19 protein-coding genes and 1 pseudogene are annotated in these 20,681 nt (G+C 67.8%); 13 read left to right on the top strand and 7 right to left on the bottom strand.

The features are described from left to right. Positions 1 to 53: 53 nt before the first annotated feature. On the top strand, positions 54 to 590 hold the full coding sequence (locus tag JVH1_RS05390; RefSeq protein WP_009479400.1) for a potassium channel family protein: 537 nt from the start codon (positions 54 to 56) through the stop codon (positions 588 to 590). Here JVH1_RS05390 and JVH1_RS05385 read toward each other — a convergent pair. Then, positions 587 to 2,305 (bottom strand): TIGR03767 family metallophosphoesterase, encoded by a 1,719-nt coding sequence (locus tag JVH1_RS05385; protein ID WP_009479401.1) that lies wholly within the window; start codon positions 2,303 to 2,305, stop codon positions 587 to 589. The two genes, JVH1_RS05390 and JVH1_RS05385, sit on opposite strands and share 4 nt — an antisense overlap. Before the next feature lie 230 nt (positions 2,306 to 2,535). Between JVH1_RS05385 and groES the strand changes: the two genes are divergently transcribed. Together groES and groL are read left to right on the top strand one after the other, a co-directional pair. Continuing rightward, the gene (gene groES, locus JVH1_RS05380) at positions 2,536 to 2,835 is read left to right on the top strand and encodes a co-chaperone GroES (protein WP_003940763.1); all 300 of its coding nucleotides are present in this window, start codon (positions 2,536 to 2,538) and stop codon (positions 2,833 to 2,835) included. Positions 2,836 to 2,927: 92 nt separating this feature from the next. Next, positions 2,928 to 4,541 carry a chaperonin GroEL gene (gene groL / locus JVH1_RS05375; RefSeq protein WP_009479402.1) on the top strand — a complete coding sequence of 538 codons (1,614 nt, stop codon included), beginning with the start codon at positions 2,928 to 2,930 and terminating at the stop codon, positions 4,539 to 4,541. 96 nt (positions 4,542 to 4,637) lie between these two features. On the opposite strand, the gene JVH1_RS05370 is transcribed toward groL, so the two are convergent. From JVH1_RS05370 to JVH1_RS05360, 3 genes are all read right to left on the bottom strand, one after another. Next, entirely contained in the window at positions 4,638 to 5,357 is a 720-nt protein-coding gene (locus tag JVH1_RS05370; RefSeq protein ID WP_009479403.1) for an anti-sigma factor domain-containing protein, read from the bottom strand. A 1-nt stretch (position 5,358) separates the two neighbouring features. Further along, a complete protein-coding gene (locus JVH1_RS05365) occupies positions 5,359 to 6,033 on the bottom strand; it encodes a sigma-70 family RNA polymerase sigma factor (RefSeq protein ID WP_009479404.1) in 675 nt (224 codons plus the stop codon). Positions 6,034 to 6,156: 123 nt separating this feature from the next. Then, positions 6,157 to 6,450: a WhiB family transcriptional regulator gene (locus tag JVH1_RS05360; protein WP_005239766.1), complete on the bottom strand. Its 294-nt coding sequence runs from the start codon at positions 6,448 to 6,450 to the stop codon at positions 6,157 to 6,159. 196 nt (positions 6,451 to 6,646) lie between these two features. Between JVH1_RS05360 and JVH1_RS05355 the strand changes: the two are divergent. The 5 genes and pseudogenes from JVH1_RS05355 to JVH1_RS05335 all read left to right on the top strand — a co-directional run. After that, positions 6,647 to 6,946 (top strand): annotated as a pseudogene (locus tag JVH1_RS05355) (MerR family transcriptional regulator); the annotation flags it as partial. Between the two features lie 120 nt (positions 6,947 to 7,066). After that, positions 7,067 to 7,714 carry a transcriptional regulator gene (locus JVH1_RS05350; RefSeq protein WP_371113086.1) on the top strand — a complete coding sequence of 216 codons (648 nt, stop codon included), beginning with the start codon at positions 7,067 to 7,069 and terminating at the stop codon, positions 7,712 to 7,714. A gap of 34 nt (positions 7,715 to 7,748) precedes the next feature. Then, on the top strand, positions 7,749 to 8,582 hold the full coding sequence (locus tag JVH1_RS05345; RefSeq protein WP_009479407.1) for a hypothetical protein: 834 nt from the start codon (positions 7,749 to 7,751) through the stop codon (positions 8,580 to 8,582). Between the two features lie 160 nt (positions 8,583 to 8,742). Then, positions 8,743 to 9,321 (top strand): sigma-70 family RNA polymerase sigma factor, encoded by a 579-nt coding sequence (locus JVH1_RS05340; protein WP_005239770.1) that lies wholly within the window; start codon positions 8,743 to 8,745, stop codon positions 9,319 to 9,321. Then, positions 9,305 to 10,324 (top strand): anti-sigma-D factor RsdA, encoded by a 1,020-nt coding sequence (locus JVH1_RS05335; protein WP_009479409.1) that lies wholly within the window; start codon positions 9,305 to 9,307, stop codon positions 10,322 to 10,324. The genes JVH1_RS05340 and JVH1_RS05335 overlap by 17 nt, the downstream gene beginning before the upstream one ends. A gap of 85 nt (positions 10,325 to 10,409) precedes the next feature. On the opposite strand, the gene JVH1_RS05330 is transcribed toward JVH1_RS05335, so the two are convergent. Then, a complete protein-coding gene (locus tag JVH1_RS05330; RefSeq protein ID WP_005239778.1) occupies positions 10,410 to 10,814 on the bottom strand; it encodes a DUF5319 domain-containing protein in 405 nt (134 codons plus the stop codon). A gap of 243 nt (positions 10,815 to 11,057) precedes the next feature. Here JVH1_RS05330 and guaB point away from each other — a divergent pair, with 243 nt between their 5' ends. The 4 genes from guaB (at position 11,058) to guaA (ending at position 17,342) form a co-directional block, all read left to right on the top strand. Beyond that, a complete protein-coding gene (gene guaB, locus JVH1_RS05325; protein ID WP_005570999.1) occupies positions 11,058 to 12,581 on the top strand; it encodes an IMP dehydrogenase in 1,524 nt (507 codons plus the stop codon). A 33-nt stretch (positions 12,582 to 12,614) separates the two neighbouring features. Further along, entirely contained in the window at positions 12,615 to 13,754 is a 1,140-nt protein-coding gene (locus JVH1_RS05320; RefSeq protein ID WP_009479410.1) for a GuaB3 family IMP dehydrogenase-related protein, read from the top strand. A 209-nt stretch (positions 13,755 to 13,963) separates the two neighbouring features. Then, positions 13,964 to 15,706, top strand: coding sequence for a GMC family oxidoreductase N-terminal domain-containing protein (locus JVH1_RS05315; protein WP_011598180.1), 1,743 nt, complete (start codon positions 13,964 to 13,966; stop codon positions 15,704 to 15,706). 64 nt (positions 15,707 to 15,770) lie between these two features. Then, complete coding sequence (gene guaA, locus JVH1_RS05310) at positions 15,771 to 17,342, top strand: glutamine-hydrolyzing GMP synthase (RefSeq protein WP_009479412.1); 1,572 nt, start codon at positions 15,771 to 15,773, stop codon at positions 17,340 to 17,342. A gap of 61 nt (positions 17,343 to 17,403) precedes the next feature. Here guaA and JVH1_RS05305 read toward each other — a convergent pair whose 3' ends face one another. After that, positions 17,404 to 17,631 (bottom strand): hypothetical protein, encoded by a 228-nt coding sequence (locus tag JVH1_RS05305; RefSeq protein ID WP_009479413.1) that lies wholly within the window; start codon positions 17,629 to 17,631, stop codon positions 17,404 to 17,406. Beyond that, entirely contained in the window at positions 17,624 to 19,081 is a 1,458-nt protein-coding gene (locus tag JVH1_RS05300; RefSeq protein ID WP_009479414.1) for a PspC domain-containing protein, read from the bottom strand. Before JVH1_RS05300 ends, JVH1_RS05305 begins: the two co-directional genes overlap by 8 nt. A gap of 68 nt (positions 19,082 to 19,149) precedes the next feature. Here JVH1_RS05300 and JVH1_RS05295 point away from each other — a divergent pair, with 68 nt between their 5' ends. After that, positions 19,150 to 20,532 (top strand): PspC domain-containing protein, encoded by a 1,383-nt coding sequence (locus tag JVH1_RS05295; protein ID WP_371112942.1) that lies wholly within the window; start codon positions 19,150 to 19,152, stop codon positions 20,530 to 20,532. Positions 20,533 to 20,681 lie beyond the last annotated feature (149 nt).

The raw sequence follows: 20,681 nt of genomic DNA, 5'->3' as shown, positions 1-20,681 counted from the left end.
GAGGATGGCGCTCGATATCCGGTCTCACCTGCACAGTTGTCCAAAGGAATCTCATGCGACGCGCCAGCGATTTTCGTAACCTCACGAGACGCGAGCGCAGACGGCTTGTGCTGCGTGCACTTCTGCGCCCGCTGGTCACGGTCCTCCTGTGCCTGGTGGTCTACTTCGCCCTGCCGTGGACCTCGTTCGGGGACATGTCGGGCGTGTTCTTCCTGGCCGGCGGTTTGCTCGTGGTCGCGGCGGTCGCGGTCTGGCAGATCCGCCGGATCGTCCAGTCCGACATACCGGCGCTCCAGGCGATCGAAGCAGTGGCCCTGATCCTGCCGATCTACCTGCTCGGGTTCGCGGCCGGCTACTGCCTGATGTCCGAAAGTGATCCGGGTTTCTTCTCCGAACCCCTCACCCGCATGGGTGCGCTGTACTTCTCGCTCACCGTCTTCTCGACCGTCGGGTTCGGCGACATCGCCGCGACGACCGATCCGTCACGAGCCGTCGTGAGTGTGCAGATCATCGGCAACCTGATCCTTCTCGGCGTCGGCATCCGCGCGGTCGTCGCGGCCGTCGGCTGGGCCCGCAGGCGCCGGGTCTAGCGACCCGACGCCAGCATCAGTTCGACGTTCCTGTCGGGTGTCCCGCCGAGCAGGTCGGGGTCGGCGTGAATGTCGTTGAACGACAACTCCCGGTACAGCGACGCCAACCCGAGCGGTGAGAGATCGGTGTGGTCGACGGCGTAGGGACTGTCGGCCTCGAACAGCGTCGTGAGCAGAGACACGGTTCCGTCGACGTTGTCGACCACCTCGATGATCCGCCCGTGCTGGGGGAAGTCGATGTGCGAGGCCGTGTTGATCTCCCAGAACGACTGCTCCGGAGTCGATCCGGGCCACGGGGTGATCCGGTTCTCGTGGGTGTGTCCGTTGACCCAGGCGAGGACGTTCGGGAATCGGTGCAGCAGATCCACCAGTCGCGAACCACGGATCCGGGGTTCCGCCGGGGCGAAGGGATCGGGGACGACGTTGTCCATGCTGCCGCTGGTGTGATGGCTGAACAGGACGAACCAGGTGTCGCTGCGTGCCTGCGTCACCGGATTGCCGGCCGTGTCGAAGTACCGGCTGCTACCGGCCACCAGAGTGTCCTCGATCCATCGGAACTGCTCCGCACCGAGCGAGCCGTCGACGAACCCCGCCCGGTTGGTGGAATCCATGCTGATGCCGACCACGCCGGGTGCGATCTCGAACGAGTAGTAGCCGATCCCGGTCTCACCGGCGTCCGGTGCGAAACCGTGGCCGACCGGTCCGGGACCGGTGTTGGCCGGGTCGAGGTGGGCGGCGATGAACTGGCGGGGCGTGAACGGGGCGCGTGAAGGGTCGGGTGTGACGACCCGCGGCGGTGTCGTGAATGCGGACAGGGCGGCGGGAATGGCGCCGGGGTCGAACCTGGTTGCGATGTCGACTGCCTTCGCCTGCTCCGGCGAGCCGGGGACCTCGAATTTCAGCGAACCGGTGTACATGGCTTCGAGCGGTGGGATACCGCTCGGGACTGTGCCTTCCACCGAGTCGTCGTGATTGCCGAAGACGCAGTACCAGGGCGTGCGCAGGCCGGGGCTCGTGACTGGAGCGATCGCCGCGCCGAGCAGACCCGGTATCTCGGGGAACCCGGCTTTCTTGTACATGTCCTGGATGGAGGACTCCGGGTTCCAGTACAGATCCGCACCCGAGTTCTGCACGCCTTCGTAGCGGTCGGGTGCGCCCGTGTTGGGGACGATGGTGCCGCCGTTGAGTGCGGTGAGGAACCAGCCGAGTTCGGCGAACTCCTTGTTGTCGGTGTTGTCGCCGGTACTCACGACCGCGTCGAAGGGGCGCTGGGTGTGCGGGCCGGACGCGAGCGCGTTGACGCGCGCGACCAGCGCGACGAGGCCCTGTGCGGTGAGTGTCTCGTGCGGGCGGAACGCGGAACCGGTGAAGGGGTGGACGTATTCGAACCGCATCGGGGACTGGGCGTCGACCAGGTGGACGTCCGTGAGCTGGACGAGGGAGGCGAGGGCGGTGCGCCGGTCCTCGCGCCCGCTGCGCGCCTCGGCGAGTTCGGTGCGGACGATCGTCGGCCACCCCGGTCCCGCGCCGAGCCTGCGGTAGCCGGAGCTGCCGAGGGGGACGGCCACCGTTTCGAGGGTGGTGCCGGCCCCGGATGTGGGAAGAGGCGCCGCGCCCGCGTACTGCAACCCCCACGGGCGTGCTCCGAATCCCACTGCCCCGATCGCCCCGAGTCCGGCAAATGTCAGGAATTTACGCCGATTGATGTCAGACACCTGAGGAACCTTAGGTGACGACCCGTGAGACAGGCCGACATTCAGCTCGGCGCGGTTTACCACCCCCTTGTCCTTGAGCGTTGGCACTCTCACGTATAGAGTGCCAAGTGGCGCCGATCGAGCTCCGGCACCCGCGACGACGGGGCTGTGTGAAGTGCCGTAAACGGAACACTCAAACAGGAGTCCGGAGAAGTCTCCGGATCCGCATACCCCAAAGTGGAGGGCTCATCGTGGCGAGCGTCAACATCAAGCCGCTCGAGGACAAGATCCTCGTCCAGGCCAACGAGGCTGAGACGACGACTGCCTCCGGCCTGGTCATTCCCGACACGGCCAAGGAGAAGCCCCAGGAGGGCACCGTCGTCGCAGTCGGCGAAGGCCGCGTCAACGAGCAGGGCAACCGCATCCCGGTCGACGTCAAGGAGGGTGACACGGTCATCTACTCCAAGTACGGCGGAACCGAGATCAAGTACGCCGGCCAGGAGTACCTGATCCTGTCGGCACGCGACGTGCTGGCTGTCGTCTCCAAGTAAGCCATACGTGATCCGCCCCGGAGTCCCCACAGGATCCCGGGGCGGAGTGCGTTCACGCGCGTAACCCTGAGATCCAGGAGAAGACAGAACACATGTCCAAGCAGATTGAGTTCAACGAGGTCGCACGCCGGTCTCTCGAGCGTGGAGTCGACAAGCTTGCCGACGCGGTCAAGGTGACCTTGGGTCCGCGTGGCCGCCACGTAGTACTGGCGAAGGCCTTCGGCGGCCCGACCGTCACCAACGACGGCGTCAGCATCGCCCGGGAAATCGAGCTCGAGGACCCGTTCGAGAACCTCGGCGCGCAGCTCGTCAAGAGCGTCGCCACCAAGACCAACGACGTCGCAGGCGACGGAACCACCACCGCGACCGTGCTGGCTCAGGCCATCGTGCGGGGCGGTCTGAAGAACATCGCCGCGGGTGCGAACCCGATGGCGCTCGGCATCGGCATCAACGCCGCGGCCGACAAGGTCGTCGAGGCACTCCTCGCCGCCGCGAAGCCGGTCGAGGGCAAGACGTCCATCGCCCAGGTCGCGACCGTGTCCTCGCGTGACGAGGAGATCGGCGAAATGGTCGGCGAGGCGCTCACCCGCGTCGGCACCGACGGCGTCGTGACGGTCGAGGAATCCTCGACCCTGGCGACCGAGCTCGTCATCACCGAGGGCGTCCAGTTCGACAAGGGCTACCTGTCGCCGTACTTCGTCACGGACCTCGACGCACAGAAGGCCGTGTACGAGGACGCTCTCGTGCTGCTGTACCGCGAGAAGATCACGTCCCTGCCCGACTTCCTGCCGCTGCTGGAGAAGGTTGCCGAGAGCGGCAAGCCCCTCCTCATCATCGCGGAGGACGTCGAGGGTGAGGTCCTCTCGACGCTCGTGGTCAACTCCATCCGGAAGACCATCAAGGCCGTCGCCGTCAAGGCGCCGTTCTTCGGTGACCGCCGGAAGGCGTTCCTCGACGACCTCGCCGTCGTCACCGGTGGCACGGTCATCAACTCCGACGTCGGCCTCACGCTGAAGGACGCCGGGCTGGACCTGCTCGGCAGCGCACGCCGCGTCGTGGTCAGCAAGGACGAGACCACGATCGTCGACGGCGCCGGAACAGACGACGACATCAAGGGTCGCGTCGCGCAGCTGCGCCGCGAAATCGAGAACACCGACTCCGACTGGGATCGCGAGAAGCTCGAAGAGCGTCTGGCGAAGCTGGCCGGTGGCGTCGCCGTCATCAAGGTCGGCGCGGCCACGGAGACGGACCTCAAGGAGCGCAAGTTCCGCGTCGAGGACGCCGTCAACGCCGCGAAGGCTGCTGTCGCCGAGGGCATCGTCCCCGGTGGCGGTTCCGCCCTCGTCCAGGCGAGCACCGAGCTGGCCGACAACCTCGGTCTGACCGGTGACGAGGCCACGGGCGTCAAGGTCGTGCGCGAAGCACTGCAGGCGCCGCTGTACTGGATCGCCAGCAATGCCGGTCTCGACGGTTCCGTCGTCACCAGCAAGGTTGCCGAGCAGCCCAAGGGCCACGGTTTCAACGCCGCGACCCTGACCTACGGCGACCTGCTCGCCGACGGTGTCGTCGACCCCGTGAAGGTCACCCGCTCCGCGGTCGTCAACGCGGCTTCGGTCGCGCGGATGATCCTCACCACGGAGAGCGCCGTAGTCGAGAAGCCTGCGGAAGAGAACGAGCAGCAGACCGGTCACGGGCACAGCCACTAGGCTCTGCCGTCGCGACCGATCGGCTTCGACCGTTCGAGCGAAGAAACCCCCGTGCGGATCACCGCGCGGGGGTTTCTTCTGTCGGCAGGCGCCGGATCAGCTCAGTTTCAGCACCGCGAACGGTTGCGACGTCGGCTGGGGTGATCCTCCGGGCGGTTCGACGGTGACGGCCAGGTTCGACATCGACCCCACGTCGTCGAGGACGATCGTCGTGGTCGGCTGCACTTCTCCGGGGGAGAGGGTTCCGGCGGGCACCGGCGCGGCCCCGGACGCAGGCATCAGCCACAGCTGGTACACGGTGTCGGCGTTGGGCGGGGCGACACCGTCCAGCACGAACACCACGGCGTCCTGCGACTTCGAGTAGTTGGCGGTCGCGGACCCACCGGCCGCGATCGCACTCGTCGACGAGTGCACGTCGGAGGCGTCGAGAACCTGCTCCGCCACGGTCGGCGCCGGACCTTCCGTGAGATGCCGAACGATCACCGTTCCGCCGGCGAGCAACCCGACGGCCGCAGCGGCGGCGACGGCGACCCGCCAGCGGCGCCTGCGGGAGCGGCGTTCGGTGAGCGATGTCGGCCCGGACGCGGATTTCCTGACCTCGTCGAGGACTCGTGTCCGCACCCGGGGCGGGGGTTCGACGGCTCCCACCGCGCTCACCACCGCGAACGCTTCGCGGATCCGCCGAACCTCGTCGGTGAACGTGGAGCGGGTGTCCTCGTCCGTGACGGCGAGATCGGTGTCGAGTTCGCGGCGCTCACTGTCGTCGAGCACATCGAGTGCGTACGGGTAGGCCATGCCCACGAGTTCGTCGTTCATGTCACAGACCTCCCAGGCACCCGCGAAGTCGCGTCAGTCCGTCACGGATGCGCGTCTTCACCGTGGACAGGGCGACCCCCAGTTGGGAGGCGACCTCTCGGTAGGTGCGGCCGTCGTAGTACGCCATCGCGACGGACTCACGTTGCGTGTCCGTGAGCGAGTCCAGGCAGGCGAGCACCGATTGATGCTCGAGCCGGCGGGTCACCTCCTCGGTGACGTGGTCGAACGGCCCGGCGATGTTGGTGGCCTCGTAGAGCGCCTCGCGGTCGGTGCCCGCCTGCTCCGACCGCACGCGGTCGACCGCCCGGCGGTGCGCGAGCGTCATCAGCCAGGACAGTACGGAGCCGCGGGCCGGATCGAAGTTCGATGCGGTGCGCCACGCCTGGAGGAAGACCTCCTGCGTCGTCTCCTCCGCGTACCCGGGGTCGCGTAGGACCCGCAGAACCATGCCGTGTACTCGGGCGCTCGTCCGGTCGTAGAGTTCGGCGAACGCGTCGGCGTCCCCGTTCGCGACGCGGGCCATAGTGTCGTGGAGTTTGGTGGATTCGGTGGTTCGGGCCCTGTGTGCGGCGGCTGCATCCGCCGAGCACACGTCTTCCGCTGGAGTGTTGCCCTCGGGGTTCGTCACCGGAAGTCGTCTCGCTTCATCGAGAACCACGGTAGCGTGCACATCCACTCATCTCCTCCAGCCGGTAGGCATTCGGAGACCGCGTCGCGGTGGATGGGTGTCGAGGGTGTCGATGTGACGCGGGGAACCCCCGTGCGGCGACGAGGGTTCCCGGTGAGTGTGGTCGAGCGGTCAGACGGCTATCCGGCCGCGTCTGTGCCGGGCGTGCATTTCGCGTTCCGTCTCGGACATTCCGCCCCAGATCCCGTACGGCTCGGACACGCTCAGCGCGTGATTGCGGCACTGGGCGAGGACCGGGCAGCGTCGGCACATTTCCTTGGCGCGGGTCTCCCGCTGCGCGCGCGCCCGGCCACGCTCTCCGTCGGGATGGAAGAACATCGAGGAGTCGACCCCGCGGCACAGGCCGTGCATCTGCCAATCCCAGATATCGGCGTTCGGGCCGGGCAGGTGGTTGGGTGCAGGCATGTGGACTCCTTAGCTGCAAGCTCGCCTCGGGCGACGAGCGGACCGTAGGCTCGTAGGTACGTTCAAGCCACTAATCATTCACGTCGCTAACCGTAGAGTCGGTTGTGAAATCGCGTCAATAGTTGTTCACAGTGGCGATTTACATATCCCACGAGCTGAAAGTTAACCTGGAAAATATTTACTTTCCCGCGGTTCCGTGATTCCGTTTCGGGTTGAAAGACCCCCGGTCACGGGTGACGATGTGCGGGTGCCCCAGCCCGCGGAGCCTGACACCCAGCCCCTTTCCGGACCCCCGGACGAGGGACCCACGATCTCGGTATCTGCCCTGGCCAGAAAGCTCGGGGTCGCTCCGTCGACGCTCCGCACCTGGGACCGCAGATACGGCATCGGACCCTCCGTGCACGCGCAGGGAAGTCACCGGCGATACACGCCGCGCGACGTCGCCCGGCTCGAATGCATGCAACACGCTCTGGACGGTGGTGCAAACTCCGCGGAGGCCGCGAGATATGCGATTAACGCAATGGCTACATATTCGTCAGAAAGCGACCACCGGCCGGGTGTGAAAAATCTGGGTGACAACTCGGTGAACAGGACGAAAACAGACCCGTCGAACCTTTTGTCATCCTTTTCCGGCCTCGGCGGCGCCGAGGCGTCCGTCCGGAATTTATCGGGTGCGTTGCTGGCGCGAGACGTCGTGACAATCCGGCGGATCGTCGTGCGGGCCGTCGCGGAGCGGGGATTCGTCTCCATGTGGACGACCCTGGTCGTTCCGGTGCTCGAATGGGCGGACGAGGGGAGGAATTCGGACGCTGCGGCTGCGAGTGTCCGCGTCTTCGCCGAATGCGTCGCGGGGATTCTGTCCACGATGACGCTGGACGCGCCGATCGGCGGCGGCGGCCGTGTCCTGCTCGTGCACCTGCCGGCGGACCCGCCGGACGCGGTTCCCGCCGACCCGTACGGTCTCGAATTCCGGGCGCTGGGCGCCGCCCTGGCCACGGGCTCGGTGGACACGAGGATCGCGCTGCCCCTGTGCCGGTCGGCGCTGCTCGCTGCCGTGACCAACGCCGAGCCGGACGTGATCGTCCTGTGGTTGCCCGCCGCCGGAGGCGACCTCCCGTCTCTCCTGCGGGCGATTCGCCGCAGGCGCACGGGCCTGACGATGCTCGCGGGCGGCCCCGGATGCCGGACGCGGTCGCTGCCCCGATCGATCGCGGTGCTGGGCACGCTGGACGAGGCCGTGCACGCCGTCACCGCGGTCACCTGACCGCGGGGCGCCCGGACGATGCGATGATCTCGGCGTGCCCGACTCCAGTCTCCGTTCCGACGCCACGAATTCGTTGATCCGCGCGGCTTTCGGCCCCGATCCGGGCGGGTGCCCGCTGCCGGCGTCCGACGTTCCCGTCGAGCGCTGGATGCGAGCGGTGGCGTGGGGCGCCCGGGGGCACTACGCCCGATCCCGCGCAGAGCTGGACGCACTGACGCGGGGCGGGGTGGCCGGGCCCGCGGTCGCCTCGCTCGCCTGGAGCACGCAGGCGTCGCTGCTGAGGCAGCTCGGCTGGCACGGTGTGGCGTCCGGGTTCGACGGCCGGGCACTGGCCGTCGTCGGGACCCGTCCCGACGACGAGGACGGCGTCCTGGTTCGCGAAGCTCGGTGCGACGCGCTGACGGGGCTGGCCGCCGACGCGCTGGGGTGCGGCCGGTTGGCACTGGGCCGGCGGCTTCTCGGCAGGTGCTCCGAGCACCTGGACGAGACTGCTCCCGACGACCTGTGGCGGCAGCGCGTCCGCAGGCACTGGGTGAGCGCGGAGTTGCTTCTCGCGGGCGGAGAGTTCGCCTCGGCGCGCCGCCACGCCGAGACCGCTGCGGAAATTTCGGAGGCCGCCGGATCTGCGCGGCACCGCGTCAAATCGGATCTGCTCCGGAGCGCGTCGATGACGGGGGAGTCCGATTCGGGTCCGGCGGCACGGCTTGCCGCGGATGTGCTCGACCGGTGCGATCGGTACGGCTTGATACCTCTGAAGTGGGCAGCTGCGATGTTGCTGAGTGGTGTGACTTCCGACTCACGTGCGGAGGCCGTGCGTACGGAGTGCGAAACCGTCATCAGGGCGCGAGGTGGGCGCTTCCGAATCTGACTCCGCTGGTCGGGCCCCGTACGGCCGGGTTGCGCGCGAATCGCTGCGAATCCGGGCGAATACCGTTCGGTCCGCACCGTTACTCTTGGAGTGTTCCGCTGAGAGCGGGAGCACACCCATCGGGGGAGGTGCCACTGTAACGCCAGGATATTCAGCAACGATGACTAATACGAGCGAGGAGTTGGACTCCGCAGTCGCCGCTGCAACGCAGGGTGACCGGGCCGCTTTAGCTCTGGTCCTGGAAAACATTCGGCCCTTGGTTGTGCGTTACTGCAGAGCCAGGGTCGGTGCTGCGGAGAGGGGACAACTCTCCGCGGACGACGTGGCGCAAGAAGTGTGCCTCGCCGTGATGACGGCCTTGCCTCGCTACGAGGATCAAGGCCGGCCGTTCATGGCATTCGTCTACGGGATCGCCGCACACAAAGTTGCCGACGCGCATCGGAACTCCGCCCGTAACAAGTCGGAGCCCGTCGCCGAAGTACCGGATGTCGTAGCCAACGATGACGGACCCGAACAGAGGGCGCTGGACTCGGAAGCGAGCAGGCAGATGAACGAACTGCTGAGCACGCTGCCGGAGAAGCACCGGGAGATCCTGATCCTCCGCCTCGTGGTCGGTATGTCAGCCGAGGAGACGGCCGCGGCCGTGGGTAGTACCGCGGGAGCTGTCCGCGTGGCTCAACACCGAGCCATAGCGAAACTGAAAAAAGAAGTGACGAGGGCAGGTGAGAGGTTTGGCTAGGGGCATCAAGCGCAACGGCAATCCCGATGCCGATCTCCCAGGAGACGACGCACCGGTGAACGTCGCGGCAGTGCGCCGCGACGACGCTTTGATCGACGCGATCGCCGGCGGCGGTCCCGTCGCAACGGATTCGCCGGAGCAGTACGAGCTCGCGCTTCTGCTGACCAATTGGCGCGCCGACATCGTGGCGACGCCGATGCCGACCGGGCCGCTGCTCGACGACGTGATCGCGGCGATCGACGCCTCGGACGCCCGTTCCGCACGCAGCGCCGCCCGCAGCAAGCTCCGCTTGTTGCGACCCATCGCAGGCGCCGCCGCCGCGATCGCGGTCGTCATGGGTGGCGCCACCATCTTCTCGTACAACGCCGCACCCGGCGATCCGCTGTGGAGCGTCAAGTCGGTCGTGTTCAGCCAGCAGGCCGATTCGACCGTCGCGCAGATCGACACCACGTCGCAGCTGCAGGAGGCCGAGCGGCTGATCGCCGCGGGCGACGCGGCGGCGGCGAAGAACCTGCTCGAGGGCGCCGCCGACCGTTCCGGCGGGGTACGTGACGCCGACATGCGCAACGAACTCGACGTGTGGCGGGCGAAGCTGGCCGCGGAGGTCGAGAAGATCGCTCCCACCACGCCGCCTGCGACGACGACGCCCGGTACCACCACCACCGGCGCGCCGACGCAGACCACCGAGTTGCCCGCCACCGTGCCGGGCACACCCGGTTCGACGACACTGCCGGGAGTCGGGCCGTTGCCGGGAACCCTGCCGACCGACCTGCAGATTCCGGGACTGCCGCCTATTCCGCTGCCACAGCTGCCCACGCTGCCGCCTCCTCCGCCCGAGACGGTGCCGTCCCCGAGCCCGGATCCCACGATCATGTTGGTTCCGACGCTGCCCTCGGACATCCCGGCGACGGAGCCGTCCACCCAGCAGCCGCCGCAGGAGCCTTCGACGGTGCCGCTGCCCACCACCACGACCCCGGTCCCGGTGTTGCCGCCCACCAGCTAGCGGTTCGGCGGCCCTCCCGCACAGACCACTGTGGCCCGACACTTCGCGTGTCGGGCCACAGTGGTCTGTATCGGGTTGTGCCGGATCAGGCGTCGAAACCGTCTCCGTGCAGAGCGTCGTTCATCGAGGCGTCCGCGTAGCCGCGGCAGTAGTCCCAGGTGACGTATGCCTCGGGTGTCGGGTCGTAGGCGGGCTCGTGCGGGCGCACGGTGCCGTCGACCAGAAGCTGAAGGAGGTTGGCACGAAGCATGTCCCAATCGTGGTAGTGATCTTGCTGGCAGTCCTCGCAGCAGACGACGAGACCGCGGATCCCGCGATGTGCCAGCAGCGCCTCGTACACGGCGAGGTCGGCCAGATCTTCCTCCACGGCGAGACGCTCGTGGGGGTCGAGTGGTTGGCCCGGTTCGATCGCGTCGAGAGCTGCGGACGGGTCGGCGGGGTCGCCGGCGAAGGGGTCCGGGGGCAGACCTGGAGGCAGTTGATCGCGCACAGCACCACGGTACGCAGGTCAGCCCGGTCTGCGCCAGCCGTTCGGCGTACGCCCAGCGTGGGTGGGCTCCGTGGTGATCGCGTCGAGCCGATATCATGGTTTGTGGAGCTGGGAATATCGATCGTCGCTCCGGCCTTTTTCCTGTATCCGTGTTCCCGAAAGTTTCCACCAGATCGAAGATCTGAATGTCCGCAGACGGCGCCACCGGCGCCGCATCTATGTTCCATGGAGGGCCCGAACCGCATGACAAGTTCAGCAGGGCATGTACACACCGGCGGTGACGACCCGAACAAGGTCGCGATGCTGGGTCTCACGTACGACGACGTCCTGCTCTTGCCGGCGGCGTCGAATGTCATCCCCGGCCAGGTCGACACGTCCAGCCAGCTGACCAGGGACATCCGGCTGCGAGTGCCGCTCGTCAGCTCCGCGATGGACACCGTCACCGAGGCGCGGATGGCTATCGCCATGGCCCGCGCCGGTGGCATGGGCGTGCTGCACCGCAACCTGTCGGTGGAGGCCCAGGCCGGGCAGGTGGAGACGGTCAAGCGGTCCGAGGCGGGAATGGTCACCGACCCGGTCACCTGCAAGCCGTCCGACACTCTCGCCGAGGTCGACGCGAAGTGCGCCCGCTTCCGGATCTCCGGACTTCCGGTCACCGACGAGGCCGGGCAGCTCGTCGGCATCATCACCAACCGCGACATGCGCTTCGAGGTCGACCAGAACCGCGCCGTGTCCGAGGTCATGACGAAGGCGCCGCTGATCACCGCCCAGGAGGGTGTCACCGCGGAGGTGGCGCTGGGTCTGCTCCGCCGCCACAAGATCGAGAAGCTGCCGATCGTGGACGGTCAGGGCAAGCTCACCGGCCTCATCACGGTCAAGGACTTCGTGAAGACCGAGCAGCACCCGGACGCCACCAAGGACCGCGACGGCCGGCTCCTCGTCGGTGCTGCCGTGGGTGTGGGTGACGAGGCGTGGAGCCGCGCAATGGCTCTCACCGACGCCGGAGTGGACGTGCTCGTCGTCGACAGCGCCCACGGTCACTCGGCCGGCGTGCTGGACATGATCTCGAAGCTCAAGGCCGAGGTCGACGAGCGCGTGCAGATCATCGGCGGCAACGTCGCCACCCGCAGCGGTGCGGCCGCTCTCATCGAGGCCGGTGTGGACGCGGTCAAGGTCGGTGTCGGCCCCGGCTCCATCTGCACCACCCGTGTCATCGCCGGTGTCGGCGCCCCGCAGATCACGGCGATCCTCGAAGCAGTCGCCGCGGCCAAACCGCACGGTGTGCCGGTGATCGCCGACGGTGGACTGCAGTTCTCCGGCGACATCGCGAAGGCCCTGGCTGCAGGCGCGTCGACGGCCATGCTCGGTTCGCTGCTCGCGGGCACCGCGGAGTCGCCGGGTGAGCTGATCCTGGTGAACGGCAAGCAGTACAAGAGCTACCGCGGAATGGGTTCCCTCGGCGCGATGCAGAGCCGTGGCGCCGCGAAGTCGTATTCCAAGGACCGCTACTTCCAGGACGACGTGCTGTCCGAGGACAAGCTGGTTCCGGAGGGCATCGAGGGCCGGGTCGCGTTCCGCGGTCCGCTGTCCCAGGTCACACATCAGCTCACGGGCGGTCTGCGGGCTGCCATGGGCTACACGGGAGCGTCGTCGATCGAGGAACTGCAGAACGCGCAGTTCGTGCAGATCACCGCTGCGGGTCTGAAGGAGAGCCACCCGCACGACATCACGATGACGGTCGAAGCTCCCAACTACACCGCTCGCTAGCAACCAGTCACGATTCACGAGAAAGGGGCGCGCGTGCGCGACCTCGTTGAGATCGGCATGGGCCGAACAGCCCGACGAACCTATGAGCTGGACGACATCGACATCGTCCCCTCCCGCCGGACCCGCTCCTCCAAGGAGGTGTCGACGTCCTGGCAGCTCGACGCATACCGGTTCGACATCCCTGTGCTGGCGCATCCGACCGACGCGCTCGTGTCGCCGTCGTTCGCGATCGAACTCGGCAAGCGTGGTGGCCTCGGGGTCATCAACGGTGAGGGTCTGTGGGGCCGGCACGCGGACGTCGAGGCGAAGCTCGCCGAACTCGTCGCGCTGGCGGAGTCGGACGTCGACGTCGAGGCGCCGATCAAGAAGCTGCAGGAACTGCACGCGGCGCCGTTGCAGCCGGGACTTCTGGCTGCTGCCGTGGCCCAGGTCCGCGACGCGGGTGTCACGACCGCGGTGCGGGTCAGCCCGCAGAACGCCCGGGCGCTCACCCCGCAGCTGCTGGAGGCGGGCATCGACCTGCTGGTCGTGCACGGCACGATCATCTCCGCTGAGCACGTCGTGCACGGCGACAGCGAGCCGCTGAACCTCAAGACGTTCATCTCCGAGCTCGACGTCCCCGTCGTGGCCGGTGGGGTGAGCGATCACCGCACCGCACTGCACCTGATGCGTACGGGCGCGGCCGGTGTGATCGTCGGATACGGCTCCACCGAGGGTGCAACGACGACCGGTGAGGTGCTGGGCATCGGTCTTCCGATGGCCACGGCCATCGCGGACGCCGCTGCGGCCCGCCGCGACTACCTCGACGAGACGGGCGGACGCTACGTCCACGTCATCGCGGACGGCGACATCACGTCCTCGGGCGACCTCGCCAAGGCGATCGCCTGTGGCGCGGACGCCGCAGTCCTGGGCGCACCGTTGGCCGTTGCGGCGGAAGCTCCCGGCGGCGGCTGGTACTGGCCGTCGGCCGCGGCGCATCCCTCGGTTCCGCGCGGCACGATGCTGCCGGTCTCGTTCGGTGCCCGTCCGTCGCTCGACCGGGTCCTCACAGGTCCGTCCGACGACCCGTTCGGTTCGTTGAACCTCGTCGGCGGTCTGCGCCGCTCGATGGCGAAGTCGGGGTACTCGGATCTGAAGGAGTTCCAGAAGGTCGGCCTGACCGTCCGCGCATGAGGTGTCCGTTCGTCGCCGCTTCTCTCGTCGCCCAATGTCACATCGGTGCAGTTCAACTGCATTGGTGAGGCATTGGGCGACGTGCGTTTGCGGGTATCTCGACCGTTCCTGATACCTCTCGTTACAGTTAGGTGACCCTTGTGGCAGCTGTCACAACCGAGGGGTGCATACTGGCGAGTAATAACTCAGGTTTCGTTGGAGGTCGAGTGATGAGTAAGCAGCGCGCAACGGAGTACGACGTCCTCATAGTCGGGTCCGGATTCGGTGGCAGTGTCACCGCACTCCGATTGGTCGAGAAGGGCTACAAGGTCGGAATCCTCGAAGCGGGCCGTCGCTACGCCGACGCGGACTTCGCGAAGACCAGCTGGGATCTCAAGAAGTTCCTCTGGGCGCCCGCCCTCGGGTTCTTCGGCATCCAGCGTGTCCACCTGCTGCGCGACTGCCTCATCCTCGCCGGTGCCGGCGTCGGTGGCGGTTCGCTCAACTACGCGAACACGCTCTACAAGCCGCCCGCCTCCTTCTTCCAGGACAAGCAGTGGTCGCACATCACCGACTGGCACGACGAGCTCACCCCGTACTACGAGCAGGCTCGCAAGATGCTGGGCGTGGTTCAGAACCCGCACATGACCCCCGCCGACGAGATCATCAAGTCGGTCGCGGAGGACATGGGCGTGGGCGACACGTTCATCCAGACCCCGGTCGGTGTCTTCTTCGGTGAAGCGGGCAAGACCGTGCCGGACCCGTACTTCGGCGGCGTCGGCCCCGACCGCACCGGGTGCATCGAATGCGGCGAATGCATGACCGGATGCCGGCACGGCGCCAAGAACACCCTGCTCAAGAACTACTTGGGTCTCGCGGAGAAGGCGGGCGCCGAGATCATCCCGATGACCACGGTCACCGGTCTGCGCGAGGCGTCCGACGGCACCTGGGACGTCTTCACCCGGCGCAGCGGGCCGCGCAAGAACCGGAACCGCAAGACGTACACCGCCGCGAACGTCGTCCTGGCCGCGGGCACGTGGGGCACCCAGCATCTGCTGTTCGACCAGAAGGAGACGGGCGCGCTGCCCAAGATCTCCGACCGGCTGGGTGTGCTCACCCGCACCAATTCGGAGTCGATCCTCGGCGCCGCCAAGAACAAGGTGGATCCCGCGCTCGAGCTCACGAAGGGCGTCGCCATCACGTCGTCGTTCCACCCGACGTCCGACACCCACGTCGAGCCGGTGCGCTACGGCAAGGGGTCGAACTCGATGGCCCTACTGCAGACGCTGCTGACCGACGGCGGCGGCCGGCGGTGGATGACGTTCCTCAAGGAACTGGCGAAGGATCCGACAGCACTGAAGGTCCTCACCCCGTACAAGTGGAGCGAGCGCACCATCATCGCCCTGGTGATGCAGAACCTCGACAACTCCATCACCACGTACACGAAGAAGGGCCTGTTCGGTCGGCGCAAGGTCACCAGCAAGCAGGGCCACGGCCAGCCGAACCCCAGCTGGATCCCGGCAGGCAACGAGGCGACCCGCCGGATCGCGGAGAAGATCGACGGTCGCGCGGGCGGCACCTGGGGCGACGTGTTCAACATCCCGCTCACCGCACATTTCCTCGGCGGGTGCACGATCGCGTCGGAACCGTCGAAGGGCGTCATCGACCCCTACCACCGCGTGTGGGGTTACCCGACGCTGAGCGTGGTCGACGGGTCGGCCGTGTCCGCGAACCTGGGCGTCAACCCGTCGCTGACGATCTCGGCGCAGGCCGAGCGTGCGGCCTCGCTCTGGCCGAACAAGGGCGAGAAGGACCTGCGCCCGGCGCAGGGGGAGGGATACCGGCGCCTGAACCCGGTCGCCCCGATCGCGCCGGTCGTCCCGGAGGGGGCGCCCGCCGCGCTGGTGCTGCCGATCGTCGAGATCCGCAACAGCGCCGTGGTGCCCGACGCGCAGAAGCACGGCGTTGCATAAGGCGCGAGAGGGCCGGGTCATGGGGTCGCGCAGACCACAGAGCTGCGCCGATTAGACTGACCCGGTGGCAGATATCGAGCAACAGAGACCGGTCCTCGTCGTCGACTTCGGCGCGCAGTACGCGCAGCTGATCGCCCGGCGGGTGCGTGAGGCCAAGGTCTATTCCGAGGTGGTTCCGCACACCGCGACCGTCGAGGAGATCGCGGCCAAGAATCCCCTTGCCGTGGTGCTGTCGGGTGGGCCGTCGAGCGTCTATGCGGACGGTGCGCCGCAGCTCGATCCGGCGCTGTTCGATCTGGACATTCCGGTGTTCGGCATCTGCTACGGATTCCAGGCCATGGCCGGCGCACTCGGCGGGACGGTGGCACACACCGGCACCCGGGAGTACGGCCGCACCGACCTCAAGGTGCAGGGCGGTCTGCTGCACGAGGGGCTGCCGGCCAGCCAGCCCGTGTGGATGAGTCACGGCGACGCGGTCACCGAGGCCCCGGCGGGTTTCGAGGTGACGGCTACGAGCGAGGGCGCACCCGTCGCCGCGTTCGAGGACCGGGCCCGCAAGCTCGCGGGTGTGCAGTACCACCCGGAGGTGCTGCACTCGCCGCACGGTCAGCAGGTGCTCAGCCGGTTCCTCCACGAGATCGCCGGCATTCCTCCCGCATGGACGGCCGCGAACATCGCCGACGCCCTCGTCGAGCAGGTCCGCGAGCAGGTCGGCGACGGCAAGGCGATCTGCGGGCTCTCCGGCGGTGTCGACTCCGCTGTCGCGGCGGCGCTCGTGCAGCGCGCCATCGGCGACAACCTGACGTGTGTGTTCGTCGACCACGGTCTGATGCGTGCGGGCGAGCGTGCCCAGGTCGAACAGGATTTCGTTGCCGCGACCGGCGCAAAGCTGATCACGGTCGACGCCGCCGACACCTTCATCGGTGAGCTGGCGGGCGTGTCCGACCCGGAGACCAAGCGCAAGATCATCGGCCGCGAGTTCATCCGCAGCTTCGAGGGCGCGGTCAGCGACGTGCTGGGCGAGAACGCCGCGCACGGCGACACGGTCGAATTCCTCGTGCAGGGCACGCTGTACCCGGACGTCGTGGAATCCGGCGGCGGCACCGGCACGGCCAACATCAAGAGCCACCACAACGTCGGCGGACTGCCGGAAGACCTGCAGTTCACGCTCGTGGAACCGCTCCGCCTGCTGTTCAAGGACGAGGTCCGGGCGGTGGGGCGCGAGCTGGGTCTGCCCGAGGAAATCGTGGGACGCCAGCCGTTCCCCGGTCCCGGCCTGGGCATCCGCATCATCGGCGAGGTCACGCAGGACCGGCTCGACATCCTGCGTCACGCGGATTCCATTGCGCGCGAAGAGCTGACGGCCGCCGGGCTCGACGGTCAGATCTGGCAGTGCCCCGTGGTGCTGCTCGCCGACGTCCGCAGCGTCGGCGTGCAGGGCGACGGACGCACCTACGGCCACCCGATCGTGCTGCGCCCGGTGTCCAGCGAGGACGCGATGACCGCGGACTGGACGCGACTGCCCTACGACGTTCTCGAGCGGATCTCCACCCGGATCACCAACGAGGTGCACGACGTCAACCGTGTCGTGCTGGACATCACGAGTAAGCCTCCGGGCACCATCGAGTGGGAGTGACGCACTGTGCGCGGTGAGTGAGTCCGAGGACCCGCTCACCGCGCACAGTGCGCTTGCGCCTCTACTTTCGCCGGTTGGGTGCGAACACGAGCACAACGCCGACCAGCACCGCGACCACCACGAACAGCCAGCGGAACTCGACGTTCGCGAGCGGTTCCAGCGAGAACGGCCCCGCAAGTGCCCAGCCGCTCACCAGGAGTGCTGCCAATCCTGCGAGGAGCAGTAGTGGCGACGGGCGCTTCCGCGTCCGGGTCTGTTCGTTGCCGTGAGTGTCGTCGATGTCATCCACGGCGCACCTCCACACTTCCGAATCGGACATCGGCGTTGAGGGTCAGGACGTGACCGTCCGTGCCGTCGACGCCACCGTCGAGACCCTCCGGGAGGCACTGCGCGTCACCGAACTGGGTGGTGCAGTGGTTCTCGACGTTCATACCGGGCGGCAGGAGTACCACGACCTCACCGAACTGCCCGCTGACGTCGACCGTCTTGTCCTCGGTGAGAGTGACGTTCCGGAGGTCGAGCGTGAAGCTGCCGAATCCGCCGGAGTAGGCGGGCTCGACGGCGGCCGCCGTCGCCGGGTTCCAGGTCCGATCGCCCATGTTCTCGCTGTTCAGGTCGAGTGAACCGACGAGCGAGGCGAGGATCACGAAACCGATCAGCGGTCCGGCGACGACGAGAAGTCCGTAGCCCTTGCGCAGGAATCCGCCGATCAGCAGCCCCACTGCGATGACGGCGAGCGCGACCGCGCCGATGCGACCAGCGTTCAACCAGTCGGATCCGGTGGCGACCGACAACGCGGTCGCCGCCGCGGCCGCGAGGATCGCCAACCCGATCACCATTGTCGTCAGGCGGGAGTGGGTGCGGTCCGGTTGTACTGCGGGCGCTGTGGTCCTGGCCGGTTCGGGCAGATCCCATGCGAACGGGGCGACCCCGAGCGGGTCCCATGCCGGCGGTCGCGGTTCGAGCGGCGCGAACGGGGCCGAGGGTGTGTCGACCTGCGGACCGGGGGTCGGGGTCTTCTCGAACGACACCGGAACGGTTTCGCCCGCAGCAGTTTCGGGCTTCAGTGCCTCGGTGGGCGCGTCGGCCGGCTTCTCGTCCGAGGTGGGCGGCGTGCTCGGCGTGTAGGAGTCGGGAAGCTTCGTGTACGGACCGTAGGCATTCGGACCGTACGTGCCGGGGCCGAACGGATTGGCGCCGAACTGACCGGGCGAGAAACTCGTCCCGGGATACCCGGTCCCGACACCCGGGGCAACGGCGCCGGCGGGCAACGGTGGGGGTATCGGCTGCCGCTGGTACAGCAGCCACAGGCCGCCGAGCATCAACGCCATGCTGACCAGCCCGGAGCCGCCGAGCCCGACACCGAAGGGACCAACGGTGCTCAGCGCGATGGCCAGTGCGACGAGAAGGACGATGGTCTTGGTGCCCGAGTCGGAGCTGTGACCACGTCCCACCAGCGACTCCGCGGGGGAGGCCGGGTCGCCCGACTTCGTGAGGGCGAGCCAGCACGCCAGGTAGAGGAGCACGCCGGCGCCACCGAAGATGGTGGACACGACGAAGGCGACTCGTATCAGTACGGGATCGACGCCGTAGCGGTAGCCGATTCCCGCACAGACACCGGCGACGTGACCACGGCCCGGCAACCGCACCGGCCGGGTCCGCCACAGATCCTGTATCTGCTCTTGGAAGCTCCCATTGCTCATACGACCATCGTTCCGGTCGGCGCGGCGCGCGTACATCGGGAACTACCCTGATCTTTCCGGTCGGGGTGGGCCGGAACGCGGGCCGAAGTCAGGGTTGGACCCTGATGCCGTGGCCAGGGGATCGTGCCAGTATCGAACATGTGCAACCTGTGTCGAACACGTCCGCGGGCGGTGCCCAGTACGCGGGCGCCGTGACCGCACCTGCCCCGCCCGACGGCATTCCCATGCCGCGGCTCGAACGCCGGACCGGTGGTCGCATCGTCGGCGGTGTCGCGGGTGGTATCGCCGATCAGCTGGGCGTCGACGTGATGAAGGTGCGGGTCGCGTTCGCGTGTCTCGCCGCGCTCGCCGGCGCCGGCATCGTCGGCTACGGACTGTTGTGGATCTTCACGGCCGCAGGTTCCGACACCGAGAAGCCCAGTGCCTCCGAGCGACGGAGAGCGTACGGACTGATCGCGATCGGCCTTGCCGGTGCGTCCGCGTTGTCGTGGTTGTTCAGTGGCCGCGTCGGTTCGGTGATCGCGCCGATCATCGTGGTGGCGGTCGGCGCGGCTCTGGTGTGGCGCGAGTTCGATTCGGAAGGTCCGCGCACCGTCATCGGGCTGCCGCAGCGTCCGACCGTCCTCACCTGGGCGCGGGTCCTCGGTGGCGTGACGTTGATCGTGTCGGGTCTCGGTGTGGTGATCCTCGCGCAGGTCGACTTGGCTGCGCTGCGTTCGTCGTTGCTAGCTGTGGTGGTCACCCTGGTCGGCGCCGGGCTGCTGACGGTGCCCCTGTGGTTGCGACTGTGGCGCGCGCTGGGCGCGGAGCGTGCCGCCAGGATCCGCAACGACGAGCGTGAGGAGATCGCGTCACACCTGCACGATTCCGTCCTGCAGACCCTGGCGCTGATCCAGAAGCAGGCCGACCATCCTCAGGAGGTCGCGCGGCTTGCCCGGGGTCAGGAACGAGAACTGCGGAAGTGGTTGTTCGGTGGGGGAGACGCCGACCATTCGAGCCTCGCGGAGGCGTTGCGCATCATCGCGGGCGAGGTGGAGGACCACCACGGCGTCACGGTGCGGCCGGTGACGGTCGGCGATGTGGCGCTCGACGTCGAGGGCACGGGTGAGGGCCTGTCGAAGGAGAGTTTCACGGCGGTGCTCGGTGCGACGCGGGAGGCTCTGGTCAACGCGGCCAAGCATTCCGGGGAGACGGACATCAACCTGTTCGCCGAAGCCGAGCACGAACAGGTCAGTGTGTTCGTCCGGGACCGCGGCGTCGGATTCGACGTCGACGAGGTGTCCCCGGACCGTCAGGGCCTGGCGAAGTCGATCCGTGGACGGATCGAGCGGCGCGGCGGGCACGTCGACGTGCGGTCCGCACCCGGCAAGGGCACCGAGGTGCGAATCCACATGCCGCGGAACGGCCGGACGTGGGCGACAGCGGCCACCGCCGAGGACACGGACACTGCCGGCGTCGAGGACGTGCCGTTCAGTCAGGGTGCGTGAGCACCACTTTCGCCGTGTCGGCGCACTGGTGCGCGGTGTCTGCTCGCATGCTGTTCCAGTGAGGGGGTAATGTTCGCCGGCGACACGACTGTGGGGGTCGTGTGGTCGCACCGTGTTGCGGCGGGGTGGGACGCGAGATGTCAAGGGGG

It is taken from the genome of Rhodococcus sp. JVH1, assembly GCF_000280725.2.
Classification (GTDB): domain Bacteria; phylum Actinomycetota; class Actinomycetes; order Mycobacteriales; family Mycobacteriaceae; genus Rhodococcus_F; species Rhodococcus_F jostii_A.
Note: the sequence above shows the minus strand (reverse complement) of the source record. Positions and strands in the feature narration are given on the sequence as shown.

Coding starts and splice junctions, on each gene's coding strand:
- JVH1_RS05340 (WP_005239770.1), top strand. CDS start 8,743: ATGACTAATACGAGCGAGGAGTTGGACTCCGCAGTCGCCGCTGCAACG.
- guaB (WP_005570999.1), top strand. CDS start 11,058: ATGACAAGTTCAGCAGGGCATGTACACACCGGCGGTGACGACCCGAAC.
- JVH1_RS05315 (WP_011598180.1), top strand. CDS start 13,964: ATGAGTAAGCAGCGCGCAACGGAGTACGACGTCCTCATAGTCGGGTCC.
- JVH1_RS05300 (WP_009479414.1), bottom strand. CDS start 19,081: ATGTACGCGCGCCGCGCCGACCGGAACGATGGTCGTATGAGCAATGGG.
- JVH1_RS05295 (WP_371112942.1), top strand. CDS start 19,150: ATGCCGTGGCCAGGGGATCGTGCCAGTATCGAACATGTGCAACCTGTG.
- groL (WP_009479402.1), top strand. CDS start 2,928: ATGTCCAAGCAGATTGAGTTCAACGAGGTCGCACGCCGGTCTCTCGAG.
- JVH1_RS05390 (WP_009479400.1), top strand. CDS start 54: ATGCGACGCGCCAGCGATTTTCGTAACCTCACGAGACGCGAGCGCAGA.
- JVH1_RS05360 (WP_005239766.1), bottom strand. CDS start 6,450: ATGCCTGCACCCAACCACCTGCCCGGCCCGAACGCCGATATCTGGGAT.
- JVH1_RS05370 (WP_009479403.1), bottom strand. CDS start 5,357: ATGAACGACGAACTCGTGGGCATGGCCTACCCGTACGCACTCGATGTG.